Below are 22,778 nucleotides of genomic sequence, written 5' to 3'. Positions count from 1 at the left end.
TTTAATATAAAAAACGTAATTATTTTTTATGTTTTAACTTATAACTCTTTTAATCTTCTTAACAGTTTTTTAGCAAATCAATAAAGAAGGATTTGAAACTTTTATTAAAATAAAAACCATGAAAAAAGCATTATCGCTTAATTTTGCATAATCTTTGATTAACTAAGGAAAAAACAAAATGAAACCGCTATACCTCTTTCTTGCTCTGTTTGCCTTTTCCAATGTAAGCGCACAGGAATATTGGGATCGTGAAGATTTTGAGATTGGTAATAGAGGTATTGAGAATACTTGGAGAGAATTCAGTTTTTCATGGCAGGAACAATCCCGCTTCAGTCTTCCAGATGGTTCTTTTCTACACTTAAAAAATCACATTCAAAATGACCAAATAGACATGTTGGCTGTGATAGATCAAACCAATAGAAACCGAGTACAGCGAGAGGTAGATCTGGGATCACCTCTTCCGCAAAGAAAAGAAAAAGAGAAAAAATTATTTGAAATATCGGGAGATGTCAGGGCCAGAGATGCCAATGATATTTTCCTAAATCCTTATTATCCCAGTCCGTTTATAAATAATTATAATCGACGTGGATTAAATTCGAGACGATACTCTCCCTATCGTTACGATTACTGATCTTTTAGTTGAATCCCGTCTTCTTTAATGTCAATTAGACGTTGTTTATAAAGATTTCCAACGGCCTTTTTAAAGCTCTTCTTACTCATTTGGAGTCTGCTCTTTATATCTTCTGGATTAGATTTATCTGAAATATCCATAAAACCACCAGCCATTTTCAATTTATCCAGGATTTTCTGAGAATTAGGCTCTATACTACGGTAGCCCGGACGTTGCAACATTATATCCAGCTTATTATCCTTCCGAATCCTTTTAATAAAGCCTGAGACAGCATCACCGATCTTTAATGGTTTAAAAACCTCATCATGGTAAATAAGGCCTAAATGCAATTGATTAACGATCACATTATATCCCAGGTCTGTTTGATTGCTAACCAGAAGATCTACCTCCTCATTTGGCTCAACAGTTAATACATCATTATCCAGAAAAGCATGAACCTTAGAAGACGCGGCTAATCTGCCTGTTTCAAGATCCAGGTAACAGAATACCAAATATTCATGTCCCGGTTGCATTGGGATAACCTGCTCCTTAAACGAAACAAAAAGATGTTTTTCAAGTCCCCAATCTAAAAAGGCACCAAATTTATTTACTTCAACACAAGTTAAACTACCGAATTGATCTAACTTAATTTTAGGCTTTAAAGTTGTAGCTACCGGTCTTTCTTCATGATCCAGATATACAAAGACCTCTATCTTATCATAAACCATCCAGGTTTCAGGAACATACTTGTTTGGCAGGAGCACCTCATCACCTTCATCATTTTCAAGATAAATACCGTGATTAGATTCTCTGATGATAATTAAATTATGGAACTCTCCTAATTGGATCATAAATAAAAACTTTAGCGTACAAAGATAGTCTTAATCATAAATAAAAAAATCCGTTTAAGGGAATATCCCATAAACGGATGAAATTCTAAAAAATTAATATTATTTGTACAGGTTTTCCTTTCCAAAATGCTTTGTAAGTAAATAGTATATTACTACCCTATATTTGTTGCGATTAGATTTGCCGTATTTTTCCAAAACCTGATTTACAGCTTCATTTACTTTACTTTCATCGGTTTCGCCTAACTTTTTCATTACAAAATTCTTCTTTACGGTATCTACTTCAGATTCGCTGGAAGATGCAACAGTTTCAGCATCAGCATTGTAAATACTAGGACCCATAGATTTAGCTATCTTACGAAGCAGATCTACGTCGGGATTTTTTTCACCTACTTTAGACTTTAGATCATCCAGGTATTGTCCTACTTTTTCATCAAGTTTACTCATAATTTTATTTTATGTGGTTAAATCACCTTCAATATAATAATTCCTGACAAATGTTAGACTATTTAAGATTTCATAAAATTGAAATATTCAAGTAATACCTCATCATTCAATTTTCTAGGAGTAAAAATCTCTAAAAGCTTAGGCCTATCAGATTTATTGAAGAAACCTTCAAGGGAAGATTGAACTGTTTCTTCTGAATCTGCCTGAAAATACTCGAAATTGTAAAGATCACAAATAGGCTTAGCCTTCATATTATGAGTAGTCTCGAAAAATTTTTCAAAGTTTTCCGAATTCTTATTTCCGGGTAAGATCCTGAATATCCCTCCTCCATTATTATTCAAGACAATGATCCTGAAATTTGAAGGAATATGATCATTCCACAATGCATTGCTATCGTAAAAGAAACTAAGGTCGCCTGTGATCATTAAAACTGTCTCGGGACTGCTCACTGCGGCACCAACTGCGGTAGAAACACTACCATCTATCCCGCTGGTTCCACGATTGCAATATGTTTTTAAGCTAGGTTCCCATTGAAACAACTGAGCATATCTAATGCTAGAGCTATTCCCGAAATGTACTATAGAATTTTCCGGTACTTGTGGGACAATTTGCTGCATGACCTTAAGATCTGAATATGGGATCTCAGCCATATATTCTTCATGCCTGGTTTGTCTTTTGCTTTTTACCTGCTTCCAGAACTTTCCATAATCACTCTGAGTATTTTTTGTAAGCGGAAAGAATTCTGAAAAAAATGAATTCACATCAGTTTCAAAATGTTTATTCAGGCAGAAAAAAGTATTATATGCCTTCTTTGAGTCTACATGCCAGTGATGATCTGGATTGTAATTCCTTAAAAAGGCTTTTATTTTTTTCGAAACTATCATACCTCCAAAAGTCAGCAGCAAATCTGGCTGTAATTTTCTGAAAAGTTCTTCTTTATTTATATCCTTTTCAATGGGTCCTATAAGCGTATCAATCCTCGTAAAAAATTCAGATTGATGTAAATTAGAAGTAGTTTCGGTTAATACGATCACACTTGGATCATTAGCCAGGCTATCCAGAAATTTCTGTTCAACGGCATTTGGCTGGGCTACACCAACAATTACCATTTTACGCTTCGCAGAATTCCATACCTCTGCATAGTTTGATAATTGATTTTTTGAATAATGCCTTTCTTTGATCTCTGGAAGGATCTGTAAAGGATTTACCTTAATATTTTCAACAGTATCATATAACGGCTCATAAAAAGGGACATTAATATGTACAGGTCCTTTTTCTTCGATAGCCTTATTCAAGGCCAGGTTTACTTCTCTCTCATTATGTTTTTGGGCTTCAAATTGCTTTTGCTGAAGTTTTGGATCTATTGCTTCATTTTCCAGAACCAGTTCAGAATACAGATTTGCTGAATATAAAATATGGTTCTCAAAGACATTCTTTTGTCGTATTGTCTGCCCATCCCCAATATCTATTCGCTCTATAGGTCTATCTGCAGAAATGACCACCAAAGGGATATCGCTATAAAATGCTTCAGCAATGGCCGGATAATAGTTAAGTAAAGCAGAACCTGAAGTACAAACAAGTGCAACTGGTTTCTTTAATTGCTGAGCCATTCCCAGGGCAAAAAAGGCCGCGCAGCGTTCATCAACAATACTATATGGAGTAATTTCATCATGGTGAGTAAAACCAATGGTAAGCGGAGCATTTCTTGACCCTGGAGAAATAACGACATGTTTTATATCTTTTGCCACGCATAAAGCAACCACAGAGCGGGCAACTGGAATTTTTGAGTACTTCATAGAAGACCAAAATTACAATTTACCAATAATTTTAAGACCTGTTTTTGAGCTTATTTAACAAGTACAGCTTTCATGGTCTGTGATTTATTCACCGTTTCCATCCATTCATCCCCGGCATTCGAACCTTTTGTCACGCCTCCTCCTACAAAAATTGTAGCATTGCCATCTTTTAATTTCATACATCGAAGATTTACAAAAAGATCGGTTTGTTTTAGAATAGAAGTGAATTGCTGGTTTTCCTGGTTTCTCCTGTTAGAATTTCGCTTTTGCTCAGTTTTTAAGTTGACTTCGCCTAAGTAACCCGAATAAAATTCTCTAGAATGATCTTCATTTTCCAGAATAAAATTAAGCGCTTTCTCTTTAGGTAATCCGCAAACTGCAGGAGTTGGATGCAAGGCCTTAACCAGGTCTTTTAGATATTCAGGATCTTTTAAATGGCCAGAAATATCTGTACAAATATGCAGTAGATTTCCAGCTTTAGCAGAGTAAGGCCTGGAGGCCTGAATATTTTCTACATTCCGTAGTTTTTCTAAAGACTCAAGAATATAATCGGTCACAAAAAGTTGTTCCTCGACTTCCTTAGTTTCCCACTCTACATCTGTCTCCCCCTTAAATAACTGAGTGCCGGCTAGAGCCATGGTCTTAAATTTATTCCTTTCTGCTTTTAGCAATGTTTCTGGAGTTGCTCCCAACCAAACCCCTGTTTCCGGATGAAACCATACATATACCATTGCATGAGAATAACTGGACAGTAGTCTCTTAAAAATTCTGATAGGATCTGGATCCAGCACCTGTACTTTTTCAGACCTGGAAAGCACAACCTTTTTAAAGTCCCCTTCTTTTATATGGTCAATTCCTTTTTGTACCAGATTTTCATGCCTTTTCTGGTCTTCTTCCATGTATTCAAAATCAACACCGTTCAATGAGTTTTCTACTTCAACAGTATCTACATCAATATTTTCATGTTCCAATATTGCGGACTTATCTACCGGAATTATATAGGAATTTGCTTCAGAATTAAAAGGCGCAAATACAAATCCACTTTCAGACAGATCTTTAGAATAGTATATTTCTGAGTCTGTTTGGAGTAAAGCTTTTACAGACTGAGAACCAGGTTTTCTATATGCAACAAAAGGCCTTTCCTCTTCTAACTGGCTTCTAAGCTTATCGTAAAATTCTCTTGCATTTATCATTTCTCCTGCTTTGGTAAGGCTATAGTAGTAAGTTTCACAATTGAGATCAAATTCGCAGCCTCATCGGTAATTCTTATTTCAAAAAGCTGAGTAGTCATTCCTTTATGAATAAAAGTAGCTTTAGCAAAAACCCAACCTTCTTTAATACTTTTTAAGTGATTTGCAGTGATCTCGATTCCTCTTACGAAGAAATTATCAGTATCAAGGAACACATAACTAGCCATGCTACCAACACTTTCTGCAAGGGCTACACTAGCTCCGCCATGCAAAACTCCATCGGGTTGATGTACCCGGGAATTAACCGGCATTTTTGCAATAAGATAGTCTTCACCTATTTCTGTAAATTCAATTTCCAGAGTTTCCATCAAAGTATTTTTACATACTTTTTTAGAAAGCTCGAGCATTTCTTCCTTCGTCATCATATAAAAGATTGGTTACTTTGTAAAAGTACAAAACTGTCATAAATTATATCAAGATAGATAATTAAAGAGAGCCGCATATAAGCAGCTCTCTTCATATGTAAAAAAAATGAATTAGTTTCTTTAAAAGAGTTTTGAAACTGATTTAATTTTGATTCAAAACTAATAGCTTTAAACTACCAAAATTTTATATTCTCTAATTTATCAAAACGAGCCTATTTTCACCAGGATGTTGTGAGTATATAGTTGCCCGAACCGTTGGTACCCCAGTCATCCACAATCACTCGATATGTACCAGTTTCTGACGCATCCTCCACTACAAGAGTGGCAGACCCACCCCCGGGTGCCACAACGTCCACAACTTCTCCGGATGGCGACATCAACCGAATTTGAGGACTTAAGTTACCTGTTGTGGTAGCCATTGTCAATTGGATAAAATCGCCCGCTTCCGCTGTCAAGGTCCATTGGTCTATGTCTCCATATGGAATATCACCTGAATGATTTGAACTGTTAGTTAATTCTCCTCCTTCATCGCCATTAGGCACCTCAAAAACTTGAGGCACTTGAGCCAATCGAAGGACATATTCACCTCCCCCATTAGTACCCCAGTCATCTACTATGACACGATAGGAGCCGCTTTCAGGAGCATTAACAATATACAAGGCAGCTGATCCGCCCCCGGGAGCTGATCTATCCACTTCAGTTCCATTCGGTGTAAACAAACGAATCTGCGGACTCAAATTTCCCGACACACCAACCATGGTCAACTGAATAAAATCTCCTTCATCCGCCGCGAAGGTCCATTGGTCGATATCGCCATAAGGTATGTTTCCTAAATGATTATCCCCGTTAGCGAGGGCTCCTCCTTCATCTTCAGTGGGTACCATATAACTTTTTGGTGTCTGAGCCAAACGTAGGTTATATTCACCAGATCCATTAGTACCCCAGTCATCTACTATAACACGATACTCACCGCTTGTAGGAGCATTCACTACTACAAGTGATGCTGAACCGCCACCAGGGGCTATCCTATCCACTTGATCTCCACTAGGGTCAAAGAGCCTAATATGGGGACTCAAATTACCCGTAACCCCAACCATATTCAGCTGTATAAAATCTCCTGCTTCCGCCGAAAATGTCCATTGGTCGATATCGCCATAAGGAATGCTTCCTAAATGATTATCCCCGTTTGTGAGAGGTCCTCCTTGATCGTCAATAGGTACAATGTAACTATTCGGTGTTTGGGCCAGACGGAGAATATATTCACCAGAGCCATTTGTCCCCCAATCATCTACTATAACACGATACTCACCGCTTTCAGGTGCATTCTCCACTACTAGAGAAGCCGAACCTCCACCGGGAGCTACAACATCTATAACCTCACCTGTGGGTGACATTAATCTAATCTGCGGACTCAAATTACCCGAAATTCCAACCATAGTAAGCTGTATAAAATCTCCAGCCTCAGCGTTAAAAGTCCATTCATCTATGTCTCCAAGTGGAATCTCTCCGAAATGATTTTCGCCATTTATTAAATTACCACCATCTCCGGGAGTACCATTATTTTCACAAGCATCTCCTACTCCATCCTGATCAGAATCTTCCTGGTTAGGATTGGCTTCAGCCGGACAGTTATCACAAGTATCACCTACACCGTCACCATCGGTATCTCCCTGGTCGGGATTAGCTTCATTTGGACAGTTATCTTCGGAGTCGGGTGTGCCGTCTCCGTCTCCATCCGGTGCAGCTTCACAGGCGTCACCTACTCCGTCTTCATCTGTATCTGCCTGGTCTGGATTAGCAGTGTCTACACAATTGTCACATACATCACCTACTCCATCACCATCTTCATCAGCCTGGTCATCATTAGCGGTATCTGGACAATTATCTTCAGCATCTGGTATACCATCTTCATCGGCATCAGGAGTAACCTCTTCACAGGCATCACCTACTCCATCTTCATCTTCATCTGCCTGGTCTTCATTAGCTTCATTCGGACAGTTGTCACAAACATTACCTACGCCGTCACCATCTTCATCAGCCTGATCTTCATTAGCGTTATCTGGACAATTATCTTCAGCATCTGGTATACCATCTTCATCGGCATCAGGAGCAACCTCTTCACAGGCATCGCCTATTCCGTCTTCATCTGCATCTTCCTGGTTTGGATTAGCATCATCAGGACAATTATCACAAGCATCTCCAACGCCATCTTGATCTGTATCAGCCTGATTTTCGTTCGCGGTATCAGGACAATTATCTTCAGAATCATCGGTGCCATCACCATCTGAATCGGAGTCATCACAGGCATCTCCAATACCATCCTGGTCGGTATCCGTCTGTTCAGCGTTCGGTGTTTCCATACAGTTATCGCAGGCATCACCTACTCCATCTTCATCAGTATCAGCCTGATCTTCATTAGCAGTATCTGGACAGTTATCTTCCGCATCGTCTGCTCCATCTCCATCAGAATCTACAGGTTCTCCTCCGCCATCGTCTTCATCACAATTTATAAAGGCATGGAAATATTCAGAGGTTTCACCATCTTCATTTAATAGACTTTCAATGTCAATCCAACTCCAGGTACCGGAAACAGTCTGCCCGTCCGCACTTCCATAATTACCTTCCCAGTCCTCTAAAGTGGCTTCATAATATAAATATGGATCGCCATCGGCCTCATCATTCTGAGGTCCGGGTATAGCCAGACATAAAGGATCTGCAAAGTATCCACCATCTTCACCCGTTACCGGAACTTCACCCGAATACAACGGAATACCCTGAGCATCGGTTCCGTAATAAAGGTCCAGACTATAGTTCGCTGTATAGTGCCTTCCGGACTCACTACAGTAGTTCGCGAAAAAACAGACTTCATATACAGTTTCCGGATTTATATCGAAGAATTGATAGCCATAAAAGTTTACAAGCCTATTATCAAAACATAAAACTTCGACATGGGTATAGGTTTTTGTTCCACCTCGAAGATCCCAGGTAAATGGAAGCGGATTATCAGAGAATACTTCAAAATCACTATCAATCTTAGGTGCAGCCCAAATTATTTCTCCTGGTTCACCAGAATCATTAGACCATACTAGAAACTCATTTAGTGTTACAGTAACAAAATTAGATCCCTGTGGTATTGGTATTTCAAGAGCTTTATCATATGCAGTAAACAAACCATTATCATCTTCAAGAATTTCAACCACCAAGTCTATTGGCGTATTTGCATCTCCATAAAATAAAGATATTTGAGCATACGCAGCTACTTCATCTGAACAAGTTGGAATACCATCTGTAGTCTGTCTTAAGTTATTTTGGACAAAATCGTTAAGCACAGGACCTAAAGAGATTACTCCTACATTTTCATCTATTTCAATCAAAGCAGCATCATCTTCCTTGCTACAAGAGTAAAACAGAATTAGGCACATCACTAGAATAGTGATGCATTTTACGTACAATTTCATAATTTAAAAGTTTATTGGTTATTACATATATCCTACACTTTTCCTCTCAACTGGAAAATGCATTCGAGATCTAGTAGGGGGAAATTTAATGTAGGGTTATAGGGTTACCATAGAGGGAGGAGATAAGTCTTAAGTCTGTCTGATTTGGGAAGGGCTTTTTCTTCAAAGATTACAGTAAATTTAAAAGAAGAAATCAATAAAATTTATAGGGGAATTCCCTAAATTATTTTAACGCTTAGATATAGAATAAATATCCGGAAAGATCACATGAAGGTTAGATGTTTTTTGTTCGAGAATCAATTAAACTGTTCTCATTGATTTTCCTTTCGAGCTTACCTTGGAAAATTTAATCGCTAGTTTTGCAAGAGCATCAATTAAAAAAGCATTTATGAAAAAAGAATTTTCGGTCTCGTATCAGATTTTGAACACTTATGAAACCCTGAACTCAAAAACAAATAAAACAAAAACGGTCTGGCTTGTATTTCACGGAATTGGCTATTTGAGCAGGTACTTCCTGAAATATTTTAAACACCTGGATCCCGAAGAAAATTATATCATCGCTCCCCAGGCGCAATCCAAATATTATTTAAATGGAGAATACCGTCACGTAGGTGCTTCCTGGCTAACTAAAGAAAATACGGAGGCTGAAATAGAAAATATGCTGAATTATCTTGATGCTGTTTTTGAAGCTGAAAATTTATCTGAAATTCAAAATTTGAATATTCTTGGTTATTCTCAGGGAGTATCGGTAGCTACCAGATTCGTTGCAAGAAGACAGATTCAATGCAAAAATTTGATCCTGCTTTCCGGAAAAGTTCCGCAGGAATTGAGCATGAAAGATTTTAATTTTCTCAATGAAACTGAGTTTAGTTTTATATACGGAACTGAAGATGAATACTTAAAATCTGGAATTGTAAAAGTAGAGGGAAAACGATTACAGGAATTATTCCCCAATAATCTTCAGATCTACTCTTTTGAAGGCGGCCATGAAGTAAATACTGAATTGATCTCTAAATTTGCTTAATTTCACTTTAACTTGTCCTCCTGAATATATCTCAGGTTCTACTTAGAAGCTGAATTAAATTCACTTTGACAAATTAATTACAACCTTATTTTAATGCAGAAAAAATCCTCCGGAAAAACCTCTATTTTCAAGACTCTAGGACCCGGATTCCTTTTAGCCGGAGCCGCCATTGGAGTCTCACATTTGGTCCAGGCTACACGAGCAGGAGCCGACTATGGATTTTTATTAATATGGGTTTTAATTATAGCCTGTATAACCAAATATCCCTTTCTGGAATTCGGCCCACGTTATGCTGCAGGAACCGGGAACCATCTCATAACCGGATATAAAAAATTAGGCAAACTCCCCTACTGGACCTTTATAATTATAACGATTGGTGGCATGTTTATAGTTGAGGCTGCCGTTACTATTGTTACTGCCGGTCTCGCTGAAAGACTTTTTGGAATGGGCTGGTCAACCTTTACTTGGAGCTTTGTAATAATTGGTTTCTGCATAGCCCTGCTCCTTATAGGAAAATATCCCGCCCTGGATAAAACGATGAAAGCTATAGTGAGTTTACTAGGGTTAGCAACACTCACCGCGGTAATTCTAGCCTTTGGAGAAGGCAGACTGGAAACTGCTATGGCAGTTGAAACACCCGATGTCTGGAACAAAGTAGGTATCGCATTTATTATTTCATTTATGGGTTGGATGCCTATACCTCTGGACGCTTCGGTTTGGCACTCCATCTGGACCAAAGAAAAAGCCCTGAGTAATAAAAGGAGTACCTCTTTAAAGGAGGCTTTTTTCGATTTTAATATTGGTTATCTCGCTGCCGCAGTTATCGGACTTTTATTCTTTCTTATGGGAGCTTTGATTATGTTTGGAAGTGGCATTGGCTTTTCAGGTAACGGGGTAGAGTTCTCCGGACAACTCGTGGACCTTTATGGAAAGACCCTGGGTGACTGGAGCAAACCAATAGTTGCCGTAGCCGCTTTAATCGCCATGCTCTCTACAACTCTTGCCGTTACCGATGCCATCCCCAGGGTTATTTCAGAAATTTTTGCTGAAGAAAAACCGCAATGGACAAAGGAACAGAAATGGAAAAATTACAGGTTAAATGTATTTATCATTCCAATTCTATCGCTATTAATTCTATATTTTTTCACAGCCTCATTTACTGTTTTAATCGATTTTGCTACTGCCCTATCTTTTCTTTCGGCACCTGTTCTCGCCTGGTTCAATTATAAGTTAGTGACCAGCGATCAGATGAAAATAGAAGACAGACCTGGAAAAAAGTATAGGATTTTCAGTATTATTTGTCTGGGAGTATTAATTCTATTCAACCTGGCATATATAACTACCTGGTTCATTTAATTTATTCTGAACAAGTGTAGATAACTTCATCATCCCTACCATCACCATTCAAATATTCTATACTTTGATCATTAGTGAGTTCGACAATAATATTACCCCTACAATCCAGCATATCCAACCTTGGTGAAAAATTCACTCTTGGATCTGTAATCAATACATAGTATACAATTCGCCCATTATATACTGCCTGAAAAATAGAAGTTTTAATTGAACAGTCGGCATCCAGGTGATCTTTAAGACCCTGAAACCACACCTGGTTTGATCCTGATGAACAATCTGGAGAATCATCATTAGAACATGAACAAAGGGACAAAAAAGCCGCAAAGAGAAATAGCCTTTTCATTTTTCTAATTTTATATAAAATGATCAAATCTGGTTTAGTAGGTACGAAAATAAAAAAGCCTCGCATTTCTGCGAGGCTTTTCAAATTTATTGTGATTCGATTCTATGAAGATCCCTCGCTATGCCAGGGATAAGTGAGACGTAAGGCTTTGCTTAAGCAAAACTAACGTCCTGCTTACTTAACTTCTTCGAAATCTACATCTTCTACATCATCTCCACTCTTAGCGTCTCCACCTTCAGCTCCGGTTGCACCTTGTTCAGGTCCACCTGGTTGTCCGTTTGCACCGCCCTGAGCTTCTGCCTGAGCTTTATACATTTCTTCTGAAGCAGTTTTCCATGCCTCATTGATCTTATCTAAAGCTGGAGTGATTTGATCAAGCTCCTTAGTTTCATAGGCTTTCTTCAATTCTTCCAATGCATCTTCGATTGGCTTCTTCTTATCATCAGATAATTTATCACCAAATTCTTTCAATTGCTTTTCAGTCTGGAATATCATTGCATCAGCTTCGTTCAGCTTATCAACTTTCTCTTTCGCTTGCTTATCAGCATCAGCATTCGCTTCAGCCTCTTTCTTCATCTTCTCGATCTCTTCTTCTGTTAATCCTGAAGAAGCTTCGATACGAATATCCTGAGACTTACCAGTTGCTTTATCTGTAGCACTTACTTTAATGATACCATTAGCATCAATATCGAAAGTTACTTCAATTTGAGGAGTTCCTCTTGGCGCTGGTGGAATTCCGTCTAAATGGAATCTACCAATCGTCTTATTATCTGTCGCCATTGGACGCTCTCCCTGCAATACGTGGATCTCAACCGATGGCTGATTATCTGCCGCCGTAGAGAAAGTCTGTGACTTTTTAGTTGGGATCGTAGTGTTTGATTCAATTAGCTTTGTGTTAACTCCTCCCATAGTTTCAATACCTAGAGAAAGTGGAGTAACATCAAGTAGCAAAACATCTTTTACATCTCCTGTAAGTACACCACCCTGAATCGCAGCACCAATTGCTACAACCTCATCTGGGTTCACCCCTTTAGAAGGTTTTTTTCCGAAAAATGCTTCAACCTCTTCCTGTATCTTAGGAATACGAGTTGACCCACCCACAAGAATTACCTCGTCTATATCACTTTTAGAAAGACCTGCATCGCTAAGAGCTTTTTTCACAGGCTCCATAGATCTAGTTACTAATTCCGCAGCTAATTGCTCGAATTTAGATCTTGAAATAGTCTCTACAAGGTGTTTTGGTCCGCTAGCAGTAGCTGTTACATAAGGTAGGTTGATCTCTGTTTGAGAAGAAGAAGATAACTCGATCTTCGCTTTCTCTGCAGCCTCCTTTAAACGCTGAAGTGCCATAGGATCTTTTCTAAGATCAATGTCTTCTGCTTTCTGGAAGTTATCTGCCAGGTAATCGATCAATACTTCATCAAAATCATCCCCACCAAGGTGAGTATCACCATTAGTAGATAGTACTTCAAATACACCATCACCTAGTTCAAGAATAGAAATATCGAAAGTACCACCACCAAGGTCATACACAGCGATCTTCTGATCCTGAGACTTTTTATCCAATCCGTATGCAAGTGCTGCAGCGGTTGGTTCGTTTATAATTCTTCTTACTTTAAGACCTGCGATCTCACCGGCTTCTTTTGTGGCATGACGCTGAGAGTCATTAAAATATGCAGGAACGGTAATAACCGCTTCGGTTACATCCTGTCCAAGGTAATCTTCAGCAGTTTTCTTCATTTTCTGAAGCACCATCGCTGAAAGTTCCTGTGGAGTATAAAGACGACCGTCAATTTCTACACGTGGAGTATCATTATCACCTTTCTTTACAGTATAAGGTACTCTTCCTGCCTCTCTCGAAGATTCAGAATACTTATTCCCCATAAATCTCTTTATGGAAGAAATAGTTTTAGTAGGGTTAGTTACTGCCTGACGTTTTGCAGGATCCCCAACTTTTATCTCGCCACCTTCAACAAATGCGATAACAGATGGTGTAGTTCTTTTTCCTTCAGCATTAGGTATCACTGTTGGCTCACTACCTTCCATTACGGCAACGCAGGAGTTGGTGGTACCCAAGTCAATTCCAATTACTTTACTCATAACTATATAACTTATTTTTTACGTTAGTTTATCAATTTTACAACCACAAGAAGTCAATCATTATGCCAGCACAAATCTTCTGACAGACTGTCACTTTTTCTAAACACCTTGTCACTAGTCTGTTCTGCGTTGTTAACTACAACGATATAATTTTAGCAAATTCTTATGGGCAGCATTGACAATTCACTATTTTTGTCACCAAATTTATACTCTGAATGCGAAAAATAGAATGCATTAGCGTTTTTGACATGTTAAAGGTGGGTGTGGGTCCTTCCAGTTCACATACTTTGGGTCCCTGGAGAGCATCACAACGCTGGATAGATGAATTAAAGAAAAAAGATCGCTTTGAAGATGTCGAGAAGATCCATATAGATCTTTATGGTTCTTTAAGTCTTACAGGGAAAGGACATGCGACAGATATTGCAACTCTGCTTGGTTTATTAGGTCATGATCCTGTTACCATGGATATTTCTATTATCGAATCTGAAATTGCAAGGATCAAGGAGACAGGAAAGCTAATGCTAAATGGTGAAAGAGATATAAATTTCAGTTTTGTTGAGAATATCAAATTCAATAGAAAGTTCCTGGAATTTCATCCTAACGGAATGACCTTTAGAGCTTGCTTATATAACGGTAAAAAAATATCTTCTTCATTTTATTCTATTGGTGGCGGTTTCGTAGTGAAAAAAGAACGAAAGAATGCCAGTAAGAAAATGAAGAATTTCAAACAATTCCCTTTTCCTATTGAAAAAGCTATAGAGCTCCAGCAATTTTGTAAGGCAGAAAACAAACCGATTTCAGAAATAGTTTTAGAGAACGAAAGGTCTTTAAGAACCGATGAGGAAATTGATGCCAATTTTAAGCAAATATGGGATGTGATGCTGGAATCCATGTATATAGGTTGTCATACTGAAGGAACACTTCCTGGTGGACTTAATGTAAAACGACGAGCATTCGAAATGCATCAGCGACTTATTGGAGAAACCGGTTATACCAGTGTTGAAGACTGGATCCCTGCAATAAGACAGACAGAAGTAAAATTCCGTCAGATATTAAAATGGGTTAGCTGCTTTGCTCTTAGTGTAAATGAAGTGAACGCGTCTTTAGGAAGAGTAGTCACCGCACCAACTAATGGTAGTGCTGGAACTGTACCTGCTGTTTTAATGTATTACCTGGTAATTGAAAACCATGATGCAACCTATGAGGATATTAAAAAGTTCATGTTAGTGGCTGGTGAGATTGGTAGTCTTTTCAAAAAAGGAGCGACCATTTCTGCAGCTATGGGAGGATGCCAGGCAGAAATTGGAGTGTCATCGGCTATGGCGGCTGGTGGACTTACTGAATTAATGGGTGGAACACCAGAACAGGTTTTAATGGCCAGTGAAATTGCGATGGAGCACCATCTGGGTTTAACCTGTGATCCAATTGCTGGATTAGTTCAGGTTCCATGTATCGAGAGAAATGCCATGGGTGCGATCAAAGCGATCAATGCTGCTGAAATTGCTATGGAAAGTGATGCAAGTCGCGCTAAAGTTCCACTGGACAAAGTGATCGAGACTATGTGGGAAACCGCAAAGGATATGAATTCTAAATATAAAGAAACTTCTGAAGGTGGTCTTGCAGTAAAAGTAAGCCTTAGTGATTGCTAATATTTAATAAAAAACCCACCCTGATTAAATTTCAAGGTGGGTATCTTAATTTGACATAAATTATTTAATTGCCGCTAGTTTTTCAAAAACCCTGGCAACAACTTCTGCTCCCGGATCTGGAACATTCTTCAAACTATCTTCTGATAGATAAGAAGATCTACCAAATTTAGTATCGGTGATTTCTTTAGTAGCATCAGCTCCTTTTCGTGCAGCCGACTTAACATTCTCCATACTTTCACCATTGGCGATCGCTTCAAAAGCTGGTTGCAGGGCGTCTATCATCGTACGTTCCCCTTGTTTGGCGCCACCATAATCCTTCATTTTATCCAATCCGCTTAATAAAGCTTTTCCCAGATCATCATTTTCTTTCAATGCGTTTCCGGCTCTGGTAAATAAGAGTGAAAAAAGCACCCCACTGGAGCCTCCTATTTCTCTGGAAAAGATTCTTCCTATACTAATGAATAGTTCCCAGTTTTTGGCATATGGTAATTTATCAATGACCTCCAGAACATTCTTCCCTGCACTTGCAAAGGTAGAACCGGCATCGCCATCTCCTACTTTTTCATCCAGAGCATTGATCTCATCCTTCATGTCGATCAATTCTTCAGAAATTTCCTTTAGCCACTTTTTAGTTCTGGCGTTTTCTGAAGATTCAAAAGGAAGGGTTTCCGGAAGTTCGGGACTGTTGATCGAGCTGGCTTTTCCAAATTCACTAATGAACCAGGAAACAGGATCACAAGTTGCCAGCAAAGCTTCTCTGATCTCCTCATCCAGTTTCACGACAGAAATAGAAAAACCTTTCATATTCAGTGAAGTCATAAAACTTCCGGGACCTACGAGTAGTTTTACATTCTCAGCCATAGAAGTTTTGCTAAAAGAATTCAGTAATACATTCATTTCAACCGGAGTTACACTTCCAAGGTTATTCAAAATAAGTGCATATTCAGTTCCACTTGTATATTCCTGAAGTTTTTTCACCGCGGTTTTCATAAGCTCATCGGCTTTCGCAACAGCTATTTTTTCAACTCCTGGTTCCCCGTGAATTCCAAGACCCAATTCAGCTTCAGATTCATCTAATCGAGATTCTTCTTTACCCTGGAATTTCTGTCCTTCTTCTAAAGAAAGGCCTATGGAATAAGAATTTTGAGCAACTCTCTTTACCAGCTTTAAAATTTCTTCCAGAGACTTTCCTTCTTCAGATAAATATCCGGCCGTTTTATGTACAAAGAGAGTTCCGGCTAATCCTCGTTGTTCTGTATCTTCTCCTAAGGCTATATCATCTCCTACGATGATAGTTTCCACTTTATAACCCATTTCTCTAGCCTGCTCTGCCGCAAGACCAAAATTAAGTCTATCTCCCGTATAGTTCTTGATCACTAAAAGACAGCCTGCATCGCCTGTTGTAGCAATAATTGCTGAAAGCACTGCATCTACCGAAGGGGAAGCAAAAATATCACCGCATACCGCTGCAGTGAGCATTCCTTTTCCAACGAATCCTGCATGAGTTGGTTCATGACCAGATCCACCGCCAGAAATAATTGCTACTTTTGATTTATCCCAGTCCTTACGTAGAACTACACGAACTTCAGGGAAATTATCCAGTCTCGTAAGCTTAGGATTGGCAAGTAATCCTTCTATTCCCTCATTTACAACCTGGTTTGCTTCATTTATAAAAAACTTCATAATCCAATTTTTCTTAAAGATAGAAAACACGAAAAACTAAACTTTTTGATGAGCCTTAATCTATTCTTAAAGTTTTCAGACTATTAATCATATAGAAGACATTTTCAATTTAGAAAGTTTATTTAAGCAGTTCCTATTCTTATATTGCAGACTCAAATGTTACCATGAATGCCGCCAGAAGCCACCCTGAGGTTTAAGATTATCAACCTGCTTACTAATTTCGGAAAGATGCTAGGTTGTTATTTCCTTTTCTTCATGCTATTGGCCATTATACAATCCTCATTTCCATCTTTTAATTTCGATAAATATCAGCAAACCGAGATCTTCGAATTATTAAAAACACAACCATGGAAATTTGCTTTTATGGCGGCCATTTTCGCTCCGGTCATAGAGGAAGGTTTATTCCGAAGTTTACTTAAACCCACCGAATTCAGTCTTAAATTCTTTCTATGCTGTGTACTATTTATGATTGGTATCATACTTATCCCAGAAGAAGCGCACTGGAGTTTAAAATATGGAATAATTGGCGGTACTTTACTACTTGCTTTTTATGCATTGGGGGAATTAATCCCGGAACATGTATTCAGAAAAACATGTTACTGGCTACACAGGTTTTACCTGATCAATTGGATCCTTGGTGCCATCATTTTCGGTTTTGTCCATATTTTTAATTACGTAGACAGTTTTCAAATTGATCTGGCATTATTCATTATGATCTTCCCGCGCATTATCGCAGGATTTTTCTTCGGAAAAATAAAACTGGAAAATAAAGGAATGATCTGGCCAATTTTGATGCACAGCATGAATAATTCAATAGTCATTTTATTTATATTTCCCTTTACTAAATTTTAATTCATCTTAGCATTTTTTATAAGATTCCTTTTAAAATAAGTTTAGCTATAAGAAGATGAGTGTGTCTGAACAGCCATAAACCAGACGGATAATTTATCGTTATATTTGAGCTTTAATGTGAAGCTAAATGTCATCAAAATTTAAGTCAGTCATTATACTTGCTTTAAGTATATTCATCATTTCATGCAAAGAGAACAAAAAATCATCGCCAATTCAGGTCGTAGAACAGGAACCCGAAACTGAAAAGGTAAATTATCATGAAAACTATTTAAGGGAGATCTCCTACATAAAAACCCGGGAAGATTCTGCCTCCACCAGGGGCATGATAAAACTTGATGGCGGCAGCTATATGATGGGCGGTAATAATAATCAGGCTAAACCAGACGAGTTTCCCAGGCATAGAGAAAACATCGAACCCATTTACGTAGATGAAACTGAAGTTACCAATAAACAATTTCGGCAATTTGTTGAAGAGACTGGTTATGTTACTACCGCAGAACGCTCCTTTGAGATCAAAGGAAAGCAATACGAGCCTGGCGCCCTTGTGTTTGATCCATATAATCCTGAATGGTGGTGGAAATTTGAAAAAAAGGCTAATTGGAGACATCCTGAAGGACCAGAAAGCAATATTGAAGGAAAGGATAACGAACCTGTAGTTCAGGTATCCTGGTATGATGCCATGGCTTACGCTAAATGGGCTGGGAAAAGATTACCTACTGAAGCTGAATATGAATACTTTAACAGAGCCGGTAATGACACCCTGGTTTATCACTGGGGAAATGATTTTGAAAAGGCTCCTGAAATGGTAAATTTCTACCAGGGGGAATTTCCCAGAAAGAATTTATTAGAGGATGATTTTAAAAAGAGAGCACCTGTAAAAAGTTTCCCTGCGAATCCTTATGGTTTATACGAAACTGCTGGTAATGTTTGGGAATGGTGTCTTGATACCTATCGCCCGGATGCCTATTCAAAAACTGAAGATAAGGTAGATGGTTATTTTCAGGAATTTGAAAATATGGATCAGCAAAAAGTAATTCGTGGCGGATCTTTTTTATGCAGTGAAAGCTATTGCACAGGTTATAGAAATGCGGCCAGGATGAGTTCTGCTCCAGATACGGGTCTTGAACATACCGGTTTTAGATGCGTTAAAGATATTTAATCGCAATTTTTCTTAGTTCTTGTATCTATCAGGCTAGTGATCTTCCATTCTCCATTAAATTTTACGAGTTGAAAACTGTTTACGCCGCAATGAGAAAAATTCTCGTTGAAATAAAATGAGTATGGAGTAGTCACTGTAGCCAGTAAACCATTTTCCTCAACTCTAAATTCGTGTAATTTCTCTTCAAAACTAGCGTCAGCAGGAATAGAAGCTATAGATTTCAGGAACTTCGAATAGTCATCTGAATTCAATTTGGTATTTCCTTCCGCATCCATAGAAACAGATTGCATTTTAATACCGTCTAAAGCGAAACTTTTGAGTTTTATGGTATCCTGAGCGTGAAAAGCCTCGAAGAAATCTACCACCAATTTTTTGGGTGTATTCGTAGTTTTTTCAGTTTGAGCGAAAGCAGTCATATTAATAAGCAGAAAGGCAATAAAGAAGATTCGTTTCATGATGAAGTAGTTTTGAATGTGGTTCACGAATTTACTACTTTTACTCAAATTTAAAATTGACCAGATGTCTGTTGCAAAAAAGGAATACAAGCGTATCACAACAAAGTCTCTTGTAGATATGAAATCTAACGGTGAAAAGATCAGTATGCTTACGGCTTACGATTTCACCATGGCTCAAATTGTTGATGGTGCAGGCATCGATGTAATCCTTGTTGGTGACTCTGCCAGTAATGTAATGGCGGGACATGAAACTACTTTACCAATAACCCTGGACCAAATGATCTATCACGCCACAGGTGTTGTAAGAGCTATTAATCGAGCGCTGGTTGTAGTTGATCTACCTTTCGGAAGTTATCAAAGTGACCCTAAAGAAGCCTTAAGATCTGCGATCAGGATCATGAAAGAAAGTGGCGGACATGCCGTAAAACTTGAAGGTGGAAAAGAAGTAAAAGAAAGTGTGAAGCGTATTCTTCATGCCGGAATTCCTGTAATGGGACATCTAGGACTTACTCCACAGTCTATCTATAAATTTGGAACTTATACTGTAAGAGCTAAAGAAGAACAGGAAGCTGAAAAACTTAAATCTGATGCGAAAATGCTGGAAAAAATGGGTTGCTTCGCTATTGTTCTCGAAAAAGTACCGGCAGATCTGGCTAAGGAAGTAGCTGAAAGTTTAACAATTCCCGTAATTGGAATTGGTGCCGGAAATGGTGTTGATGGTCAGGTTCTAGTGGTACATGATATGTTAGGTATGACCCACGAATTTAATCCAAGATTCTTAAGACGTTACGCTGATCTTCACGGGGAGATGACCAAAGCTTTTCAAAATTACAGGGATGATGTGAAAAGTAGAGCATTTCCATCTGATGATGAGCAATATTAATCTCTGTATTTAAACCTAAATTTTTGAGTCAGGATAAAACGCTTTCTAATAAAGATAATCTTCAGGTTTTGCATGAGGATAATCATATTATCATCGTAAATAAAAGAGCCGGTGATATTGTCCAGGGTGATAAGACCGGGGATAAACCACTAAGCGAGGTTGTAAAATCTTTTATAAAAGAAAAATATAATAAACCCGGAAATGTCTATTTAGGAGTTGTACATCGTCTGGATAGGCCAACAAGCGGTATTGTTGTTTTCTCAAAAACGTCTAAAGCTTTACCAAGGCTTAATAAGTTATTTCAAGATAAAGAGGCTAAAAAGACCTATTGGGCAGTGGTGAAAAATGCGCCACCAAATGATTCAGGTGAGTTGATCCATTTCATGAAGCGAAATTCCAAGCAGAATAAATCTTATGCTCATAAAAATGAAGTGCCAGATTCTAAAAAGGCAATTCTGGATTATCGGATAATTAAAAAACTGGATAATTATTTTTTACTAGAAATAGATCTTCATACTGGAAGACATCACCAGATAAGGAGTCAGTTATCTGCCATAGGTTGCCCAATAAAAGGCGATTTGAAATACGGTTTTGATCGCAGTAATAAAGATGCAAGTATTCATTTACATTCCCGGGAGCTAAAGTTCCTCCATCCGGTAAAAAAAGAGCCGATTCATATTATCGCTCCTCCGCCATCAGACTCGATCTGGGACGCCATTATGAATTAATTTTGAATTTTGTCTCAGATTAATTCTTATTTTTAGAAAAACTCTCTGAAAATGAAATGGCGAGGTCGAAGACAAAGTGGAAATGTTGAAGATCGAAGAGGATCTTCAGGAAAAGGAAAATTAATCGCCGGAGGTGGTATTATTGGAGTAATCTTTTTGATCGCACAATTTGTTCTTAGTGATGGGGATATCTCTGTCCTTGAACAACTCGATAATGTAAGCTCACCATCTACAGAATCTCGTGAACTTACGGCCGAAGAAAAAGAATTAGGTAATTTTACTGAAGTTGTCCTGGCAGATACAGAAGACATCTGGAATAAGATCTTTGCAGAAAATAATATGGAATATCGCGAACCTGGATTAGTATTATTCTCTGATGCGGTACAAACTGCTTGTGGTGGTGCATCTGCTGCCAGCGGACCATTCTACTGTCCTGCGGACCAAAAGATCTATATGGATCTAACTTTCTTCGAAGAATTAAGGCGAAGATTCGGAGCCAAAGGTGGAGATTATGCCATAGCTTATGTTATGGCTCATGAGGTTGGCCATCATGTTCAGAATTTACTTGGAACAGCTTCTGAAGTAAGAAGGTTACAACAACAAAGTAGTAATGTGGAAGCCAATGAACTTTCCGTTTCTCTGGAACTTCAGGCTGACTTTTATGCCGGCGTTTTCACGTCACATAACCGGAAATATTTAAGTGAAGGTGATATTGAGGAAGCACTAAGTGCCGCAAACGCGGTAGGAGATGATGCCATTCAAAAGAGAACCAGAGGCCAGGTAAACCCTGATTCATTTACCCATGGAACTTCGCAGCAGCGTAAAGAATGGTTTATGAAGGGATTTAGAACCGGCGATATCAGGCAGGGGAATACCTTTAATTAAGAATTCTCTGCTTCCGGATTTTTTCTCATTGAGATCAGGCTTTCTATCACCACGGCACTGATTATAAGCGTTCCTCCTATTACGGTCTTTAAAGATGGGATCTCATTAAGGAAGATCATTCCTAATATTATTCCGTAGACCGGTTGAATACTACTCATGATACTAGCCGCAGTAATGGTGAAATTTTTAAAGCTCTTTAGGAACAAGGTATGTCCTATACAAGTTGTAATCACTGCAAGCATCAATAAGGGTTTCCATTGCGTTAAGACCATTTCGAAATCACTGAAAAATACCGCCGGAACAAGTAGAATGGAGATCACAAGGATCTGATAGAACATTAACGCTGAACCATTGTAGCGCTCTACTTCCCGCTTCATTAATAGATTCCGAAAAGCATAAAATATAGCCGAAGCTATTCCGAAAATAATGGCAATAAAATAATCGTTCTCCAGATCAAATTCCGGACTCAGAAAGTAGATACCCGCCAGTACCAGTAATCCCAGTGCAATATGAATTTTATTGAACCTGGTCTTAAAAAGTATCGGCTCCAGGAATGCAGTTATCACCGGATAAGTAAATAATGACAGTAATGCGATCGCCACGCTGGAATACTGCAAGGAAAAAAAATAAGTGATCCAGTGACCACCCATTAATACTCCCCCGAGAACCATTTTTAAAAGGTCTCGTTTATTCTCAATTTTAAGGTCTATTTTTTTCCATCTGCAATAGAGGTAAAAAACAAGCACCGCCAAAAGACATCTGTAAAAAATGGTAACAACAGGATGTAAAACGATATACCGGCCTAAAACACCAGAAGTACTAATGAGTAAAACCGCTAGATTTAATTGAAGAATATTGGTAAAATATTGACGTCTTTCTGACAAATC

General features: G+C 38.4%; 20 protein-coding genes. 9 read left to right on the top strand and 11 right to left on the bottom strand.

The features are described from left to right. Nucleotides 1–178 precede the first annotated feature (178 nt). Entirely contained in the window at nucleotides 179–631 is a 453-nt protein-coding gene (locus G530_RS0108445) for a hypothetical protein (RefSeq protein ID WP_026934119.1), read from the top strand. Here the strand turns inward: G530_RS0108445 and G530_RS0108440 are convergent. The 6 genes from G530_RS0108440 to G530_RS17925 all read right to left on the bottom strand — a co-directional run bounded on the left by G530_RS0108440 (nucleotide 625) and on the right by G530_RS17925 (nucleotide 8,774). Next, nucleotides 625–1,461, bottom strand: a complete 837-nt coding sequence (locus tag G530_RS0108440; protein ID WP_026934118.1) for a CvfB family protein — start codon at nucleotides 1,459–1,461, stop codon at nucleotides 625–627. The genes G530_RS0108445 and G530_RS0108440 overlap by 7 nt on opposite strands. 99 nt (nucleotides 1,462–1,560) lie before the next feature. Continuing rightward, nucleotides 1,561–1,905, bottom strand: a complete 345-nt coding sequence (locus tag G530_RS0108435) for a DUF2853 family protein (RefSeq protein ID WP_026934117.1) — start codon at nucleotides 1,903–1,905, stop codon at nucleotides 1,561–1,563. Nucleotides 1,906–1,967: 62 nt separating this feature from the next. Then, nucleotides 1,968–3,701 carry a 2-succinyl-5-enolpyruvyl-6-hydroxy-3-cyclohexene-1-carboxylic-acid synthase gene (gene menD, locus G530_RS0108430; protein WP_026934116.1) on the bottom strand — a complete coding sequence of 578 codons (1,734 nt, stop codon included), beginning with the start codon at nucleotides 3,699–3,701 and terminating at the stop codon, nucleotides 1,968–1,970. 50 nt (nucleotides 3,702–3,751) lie between these two features. Further along, the gene (locus G530_RS0108425; RefSeq protein ID WP_026934115.1) at nucleotides 3,752–4,894 is read right to left on the bottom strand and encodes a chorismate-binding protein; all 1,143 of its coding nucleotides are present in this window, start codon (nucleotides 4,892–4,894) and stop codon (nucleotides 3,752–3,754) included. Then, nucleotides 4,891–5,313, bottom strand: coding sequence for a PaaI family thioesterase (locus G530_RS0108420; RefSeq protein ID WP_035716034.1), 423 nt, complete (start codon nucleotides 5,311–5,313; stop codon nucleotides 4,891–4,893). The genes G530_RS0108425 and G530_RS0108420 overlap by 4 nt, the downstream gene beginning before the upstream one ends. Nucleotides 5,314–5,534: 221 nt before the next feature. Continuing rightward, entirely contained in the window at nucleotides 5,535–8,774 is a 3,240-nt protein-coding gene (locus tag G530_RS17925; protein ID WP_084519433.1) for a thrombospondin type 3 repeat-containing protein, read from the bottom strand. A 388-nt stretch (nucleotides 8,775–9,162) separates the two neighbouring features. Here G530_RS17925 and G530_RS0108410 point away from each other — a divergent pair, with 388 nt between their 5' ends. Beyond that, nucleotides 9,163–9,798, top strand: a complete 636-nt coding sequence (locus G530_RS0108410; RefSeq protein ID WP_026934113.1) for an alpha/beta hydrolase — start codon at nucleotides 9,163–9,165, stop codon at nucleotides 9,796–9,798. A 93-nt stretch (nucleotides 9,799–9,891) separates the two neighbouring features. Beyond that, a complete protein-coding gene (locus G530_RS0108405) occupies nucleotides 9,892–11,154 on the top strand; it encodes an NRAMP family divalent metal transporter (RefSeq protein WP_026934112.1) in 1,263 nt (420 codons plus the stop codon). Nucleotide 11,155: 1 nt separating this feature from the next. Here the strand turns inward: G530_RS0108405 and G530_RS0108400 are convergent, their stop codons facing one another. Together G530_RS0108400 and dnaK are read right to left on the bottom strand one after the other, a co-directional pair. Continuing rightward, nucleotides 11,156–11,497 carry a hypothetical protein gene (locus G530_RS0108400; protein ID WP_156888610.1) on the bottom strand — a complete coding sequence of 114 codons (342 nt, stop codon included), beginning with the start codon at nucleotides 11,495–11,497 and terminating at the stop codon, nucleotides 11,156–11,158. Nucleotides 11,498–11,671: 174 nt separating this feature from the next. Continuing rightward, nucleotides 11,672–13,597 carry a molecular chaperone DnaK gene (dnaK, locus tag G530_RS0108395; protein ID WP_026934110.1) on the bottom strand — a complete coding sequence of 642 codons (1,926 nt, stop codon included), beginning with the start codon at nucleotides 13,595–13,597 and terminating at the stop codon, nucleotides 11,672–11,674. 215 nt (nucleotides 13,598–13,812) lie between these two features. Between dnaK and G530_RS0108390 the strand changes: the two genes are divergently transcribed. Next, the gene (locus G530_RS0108390; protein ID WP_026934109.1) at nucleotides 13,813–15,246 is read left to right on the top strand and encodes an L-serine ammonia-lyase; all 1,434 of its coding nucleotides are present in this window, start codon (nucleotides 13,813–13,815) and stop codon (nucleotides 15,244–15,246) included. 60 nt (nucleotides 15,247–15,306) lie between these two features. On the opposite strand, the gene G530_RS0108385 is transcribed toward G530_RS0108390, so the two are convergent. Beyond that, entirely contained in the window at nucleotides 15,307–16,929 is a 1,623-nt protein-coding gene (locus G530_RS0108385) for a dihydroxyacetone kinase subunit DhaK (RefSeq protein ID WP_035716031.1), read from the bottom strand. A gap of 168 nt (nucleotides 16,930–17,097) precedes the next feature. On the opposite strand from G530_RS0108385, the gene G530_RS0108380 reads away from it, so the two are divergent. After that, the gene (locus G530_RS0108380) at nucleotides 17,098–17,781 is read left to right on the top strand and encodes a CPBP family glutamic-type intramembrane protease (protein WP_026934107.1); all 684 of its coding nucleotides are present in this window, start codon (nucleotides 17,098–17,100) and stop codon (nucleotides 17,779–17,781) included. A 127-nt stretch (nucleotides 17,782–17,908) separates the two neighbouring features. Continuing rightward, nucleotides 17,909–18,940 (top strand): formylglycine-generating enzyme family protein, encoded by a 1,032-nt coding sequence (locus G530_RS0108375; protein WP_026934106.1) that lies wholly within the window; start codon nucleotides 17,909–17,911, stop codon nucleotides 18,938–18,940. Here G530_RS0108375 and G530_RS0108370 read toward each other — a convergent pair. Next, nucleotides 18,937–19,395, bottom strand: coding sequence for a hypothetical protein (locus G530_RS0108370; RefSeq protein ID WP_026934105.1), 459 nt, complete (start codon nucleotides 19,393–19,395; stop codon nucleotides 18,937–18,939). The genes G530_RS0108375 and G530_RS0108370 overlap by 4 nt on opposite strands. A gap of 64 nt (nucleotides 19,396–19,459) precedes the next feature. Between G530_RS0108370 and panB the strand changes: the two genes are divergently transcribed. Genes panB through ypfJ form a run of 3 tightly spaced genes read left to right on the top strand, consistent with a single transcriptional unit; the run spans nucleotide 19,460 to nucleotide 21,891 of the window. After that, complete coding sequence (gene panB, locus G530_RS0108365; protein WP_026934104.1) at nucleotides 19,460–20,278, top strand: 3-methyl-2-oxobutanoate hydroxymethyltransferase; 819 nt, start codon at nucleotides 19,460–19,462, stop codon at nucleotides 20,276–20,278. Between the two features lie 23 nt (nucleotides 20,279–20,301). Next, nucleotides 20,302–21,006: an RluA family pseudouridine synthase gene (locus tag G530_RS0108360; RefSeq protein WP_026934103.1), complete on the top strand. Its 705-nt coding sequence runs from the start codon at nucleotides 20,302–20,304 to the stop codon at nucleotides 21,004–21,006. Between the two features lie 51 nt (nucleotides 21,007–21,057). Next, nucleotides 21,058–21,891 (top strand): KPN_02809 family neutral zinc metallopeptidase, encoded by an 834-nt coding sequence (gene ypfJ / locus G530_RS0108355; RefSeq protein WP_026934102.1) that lies wholly within the window; start codon nucleotides 21,058–21,060, stop codon nucleotides 21,889–21,891. Here the strand turns inward: ypfJ and G530_RS0108350 are convergent. Then, nucleotides 21,888–22,775, bottom strand: a complete 888-nt coding sequence (locus tag G530_RS0108350; RefSeq protein WP_026934101.1) for a DMT family transporter — start codon at nucleotides 22,773–22,775, stop codon at nucleotides 21,888–21,890. The genes ypfJ and G530_RS0108350 overlap by 4 nt on opposite strands. Between the last annotated feature and the right edge of the window lie 3 nt (nucleotides 22,776–22,778).

It is taken from the genome of Christiangramia echinicola DSM 19838, assembly GCF_000423065.1.
In the GTDB taxonomy this organism is placed as follows: domain Bacteria; phylum Bacteroidota; class Bacteroidia; order Flavobacteriales; family Flavobacteriaceae; genus Christiangramia; species Christiangramia echinicola.
Note: the sequence above shows the minus strand (reverse complement) of the source record. Positions and strands in the feature narration are given on the sequence as shown.

Coding starts and splice junctions, on each gene's coding strand:
- G530_RS0108375 (WP_026934106.1), top strand. CDS start 17,909: ATGTCATCAAAATTTAAGTCAGTCATTATACTTGCTTTAAGTATATTC.
- G530_RS0108445 (WP_026934119.1), top strand. CDS start 179: ATGAAACCGCTATACCTCTTTCTTGCTCTGTTTGCCTTTTCCAATGTA.
- G530_RS0108380 (WP_026934107.1), top strand. CDS start 17,098: ATGCCGCCAGAAGCCACCCTGAGGTTTAAGATTATCAACCTGCTTACT.
- G530_RS0108420 (WP_035716034.1), bottom strand. CDS start 5,313: ATGACGAAGGAAGAAATGCTCGAGCTTTCTAAAAAAGTATGTAAAAAT.
- G530_RS0108385 (WP_035716031.1), bottom strand. CDS start 16,929: ATGAAGTTTTTTATAAATGAAGCAAACCAGGTTGTAAATGAGGGAATA.
- G530_RS0108425 (WP_026934115.1), bottom strand. CDS start 4,894: ATGATAAATGCAAGAGAATTTTACGATAAGCTTAGAAGCCAGTTAGAA.
- G530_RS0108410 (WP_026934113.1), top strand. CDS start 9,163: ATGAAAAAAGAATTTTCGGTCTCGTATCAGATTTTGAACACTTATGAA.
- G530_RS0108390 (WP_026934109.1), top strand. CDS start 13,813: ATGCGAAAAATAGAATGCATTAGCGTTTTTGACATGTTAAAGGTGGGT.
- G530_RS0108400 (WP_156888610.1), bottom strand. CDS start 11,497: ATGAAAAGGCTATTTCTCTTTGCGGCTTTTTTGTCCCTTTGTTCATGT.
- ypfJ (WP_026934102.1), top strand. CDS start 21,058: ATGAAATGGCGAGGTCGAAGACAAAGTGGAAATGTTGAAGATCGAAGA.
- G530_RS0108440 (WP_026934118.1), bottom strand. CDS start 1,461: ATGATCCAATTAGGAGAGTTCCATAATTTAATTATCATCAGAGAATCT.
- dnaK (WP_026934110.1), bottom strand. CDS start 13,597: ATGAGTAAAGTAATTGGAATTGACTTGGGTACCACCAACTCCTGCGTT.
- menD (WP_026934116.1), bottom strand. CDS start 3,701: ATGAAGTACTCAAAAATTCCAGTTGCCCGCTCTGTGGTTGCTTTATGC.
- G530_RS17925 (WP_084519433.1), bottom strand. CDS start 8,774: ATGAAATTGTACGTAAAATGCATCACTATTCTAGTGATGTGCCTAATT.
- panB (WP_026934104.1), top strand. CDS start 19,460: ATGTCTGTTGCAAAAAAGGAATACAAGCGTATCACAACAAAGTCTCTT.
- G530_RS0108370 (WP_026934105.1), bottom strand. CDS start 19,395: ATGAAACGAATCTTCTTTATTGCCTTTCTGCTTATTAATATGACTGCT.
- G530_RS0108405 (WP_026934112.1), top strand. CDS start 9,892: ATGCAGAAAAAATCCTCCGGAAAAACCTCTATTTTCAAGACTCTAGGA.
- G530_RS0108435 (WP_026934117.1), bottom strand. CDS start 1,905: ATGAGTAAACTTGATGAAAAAGTAGGACAATACCTGGATGATCTAAAG.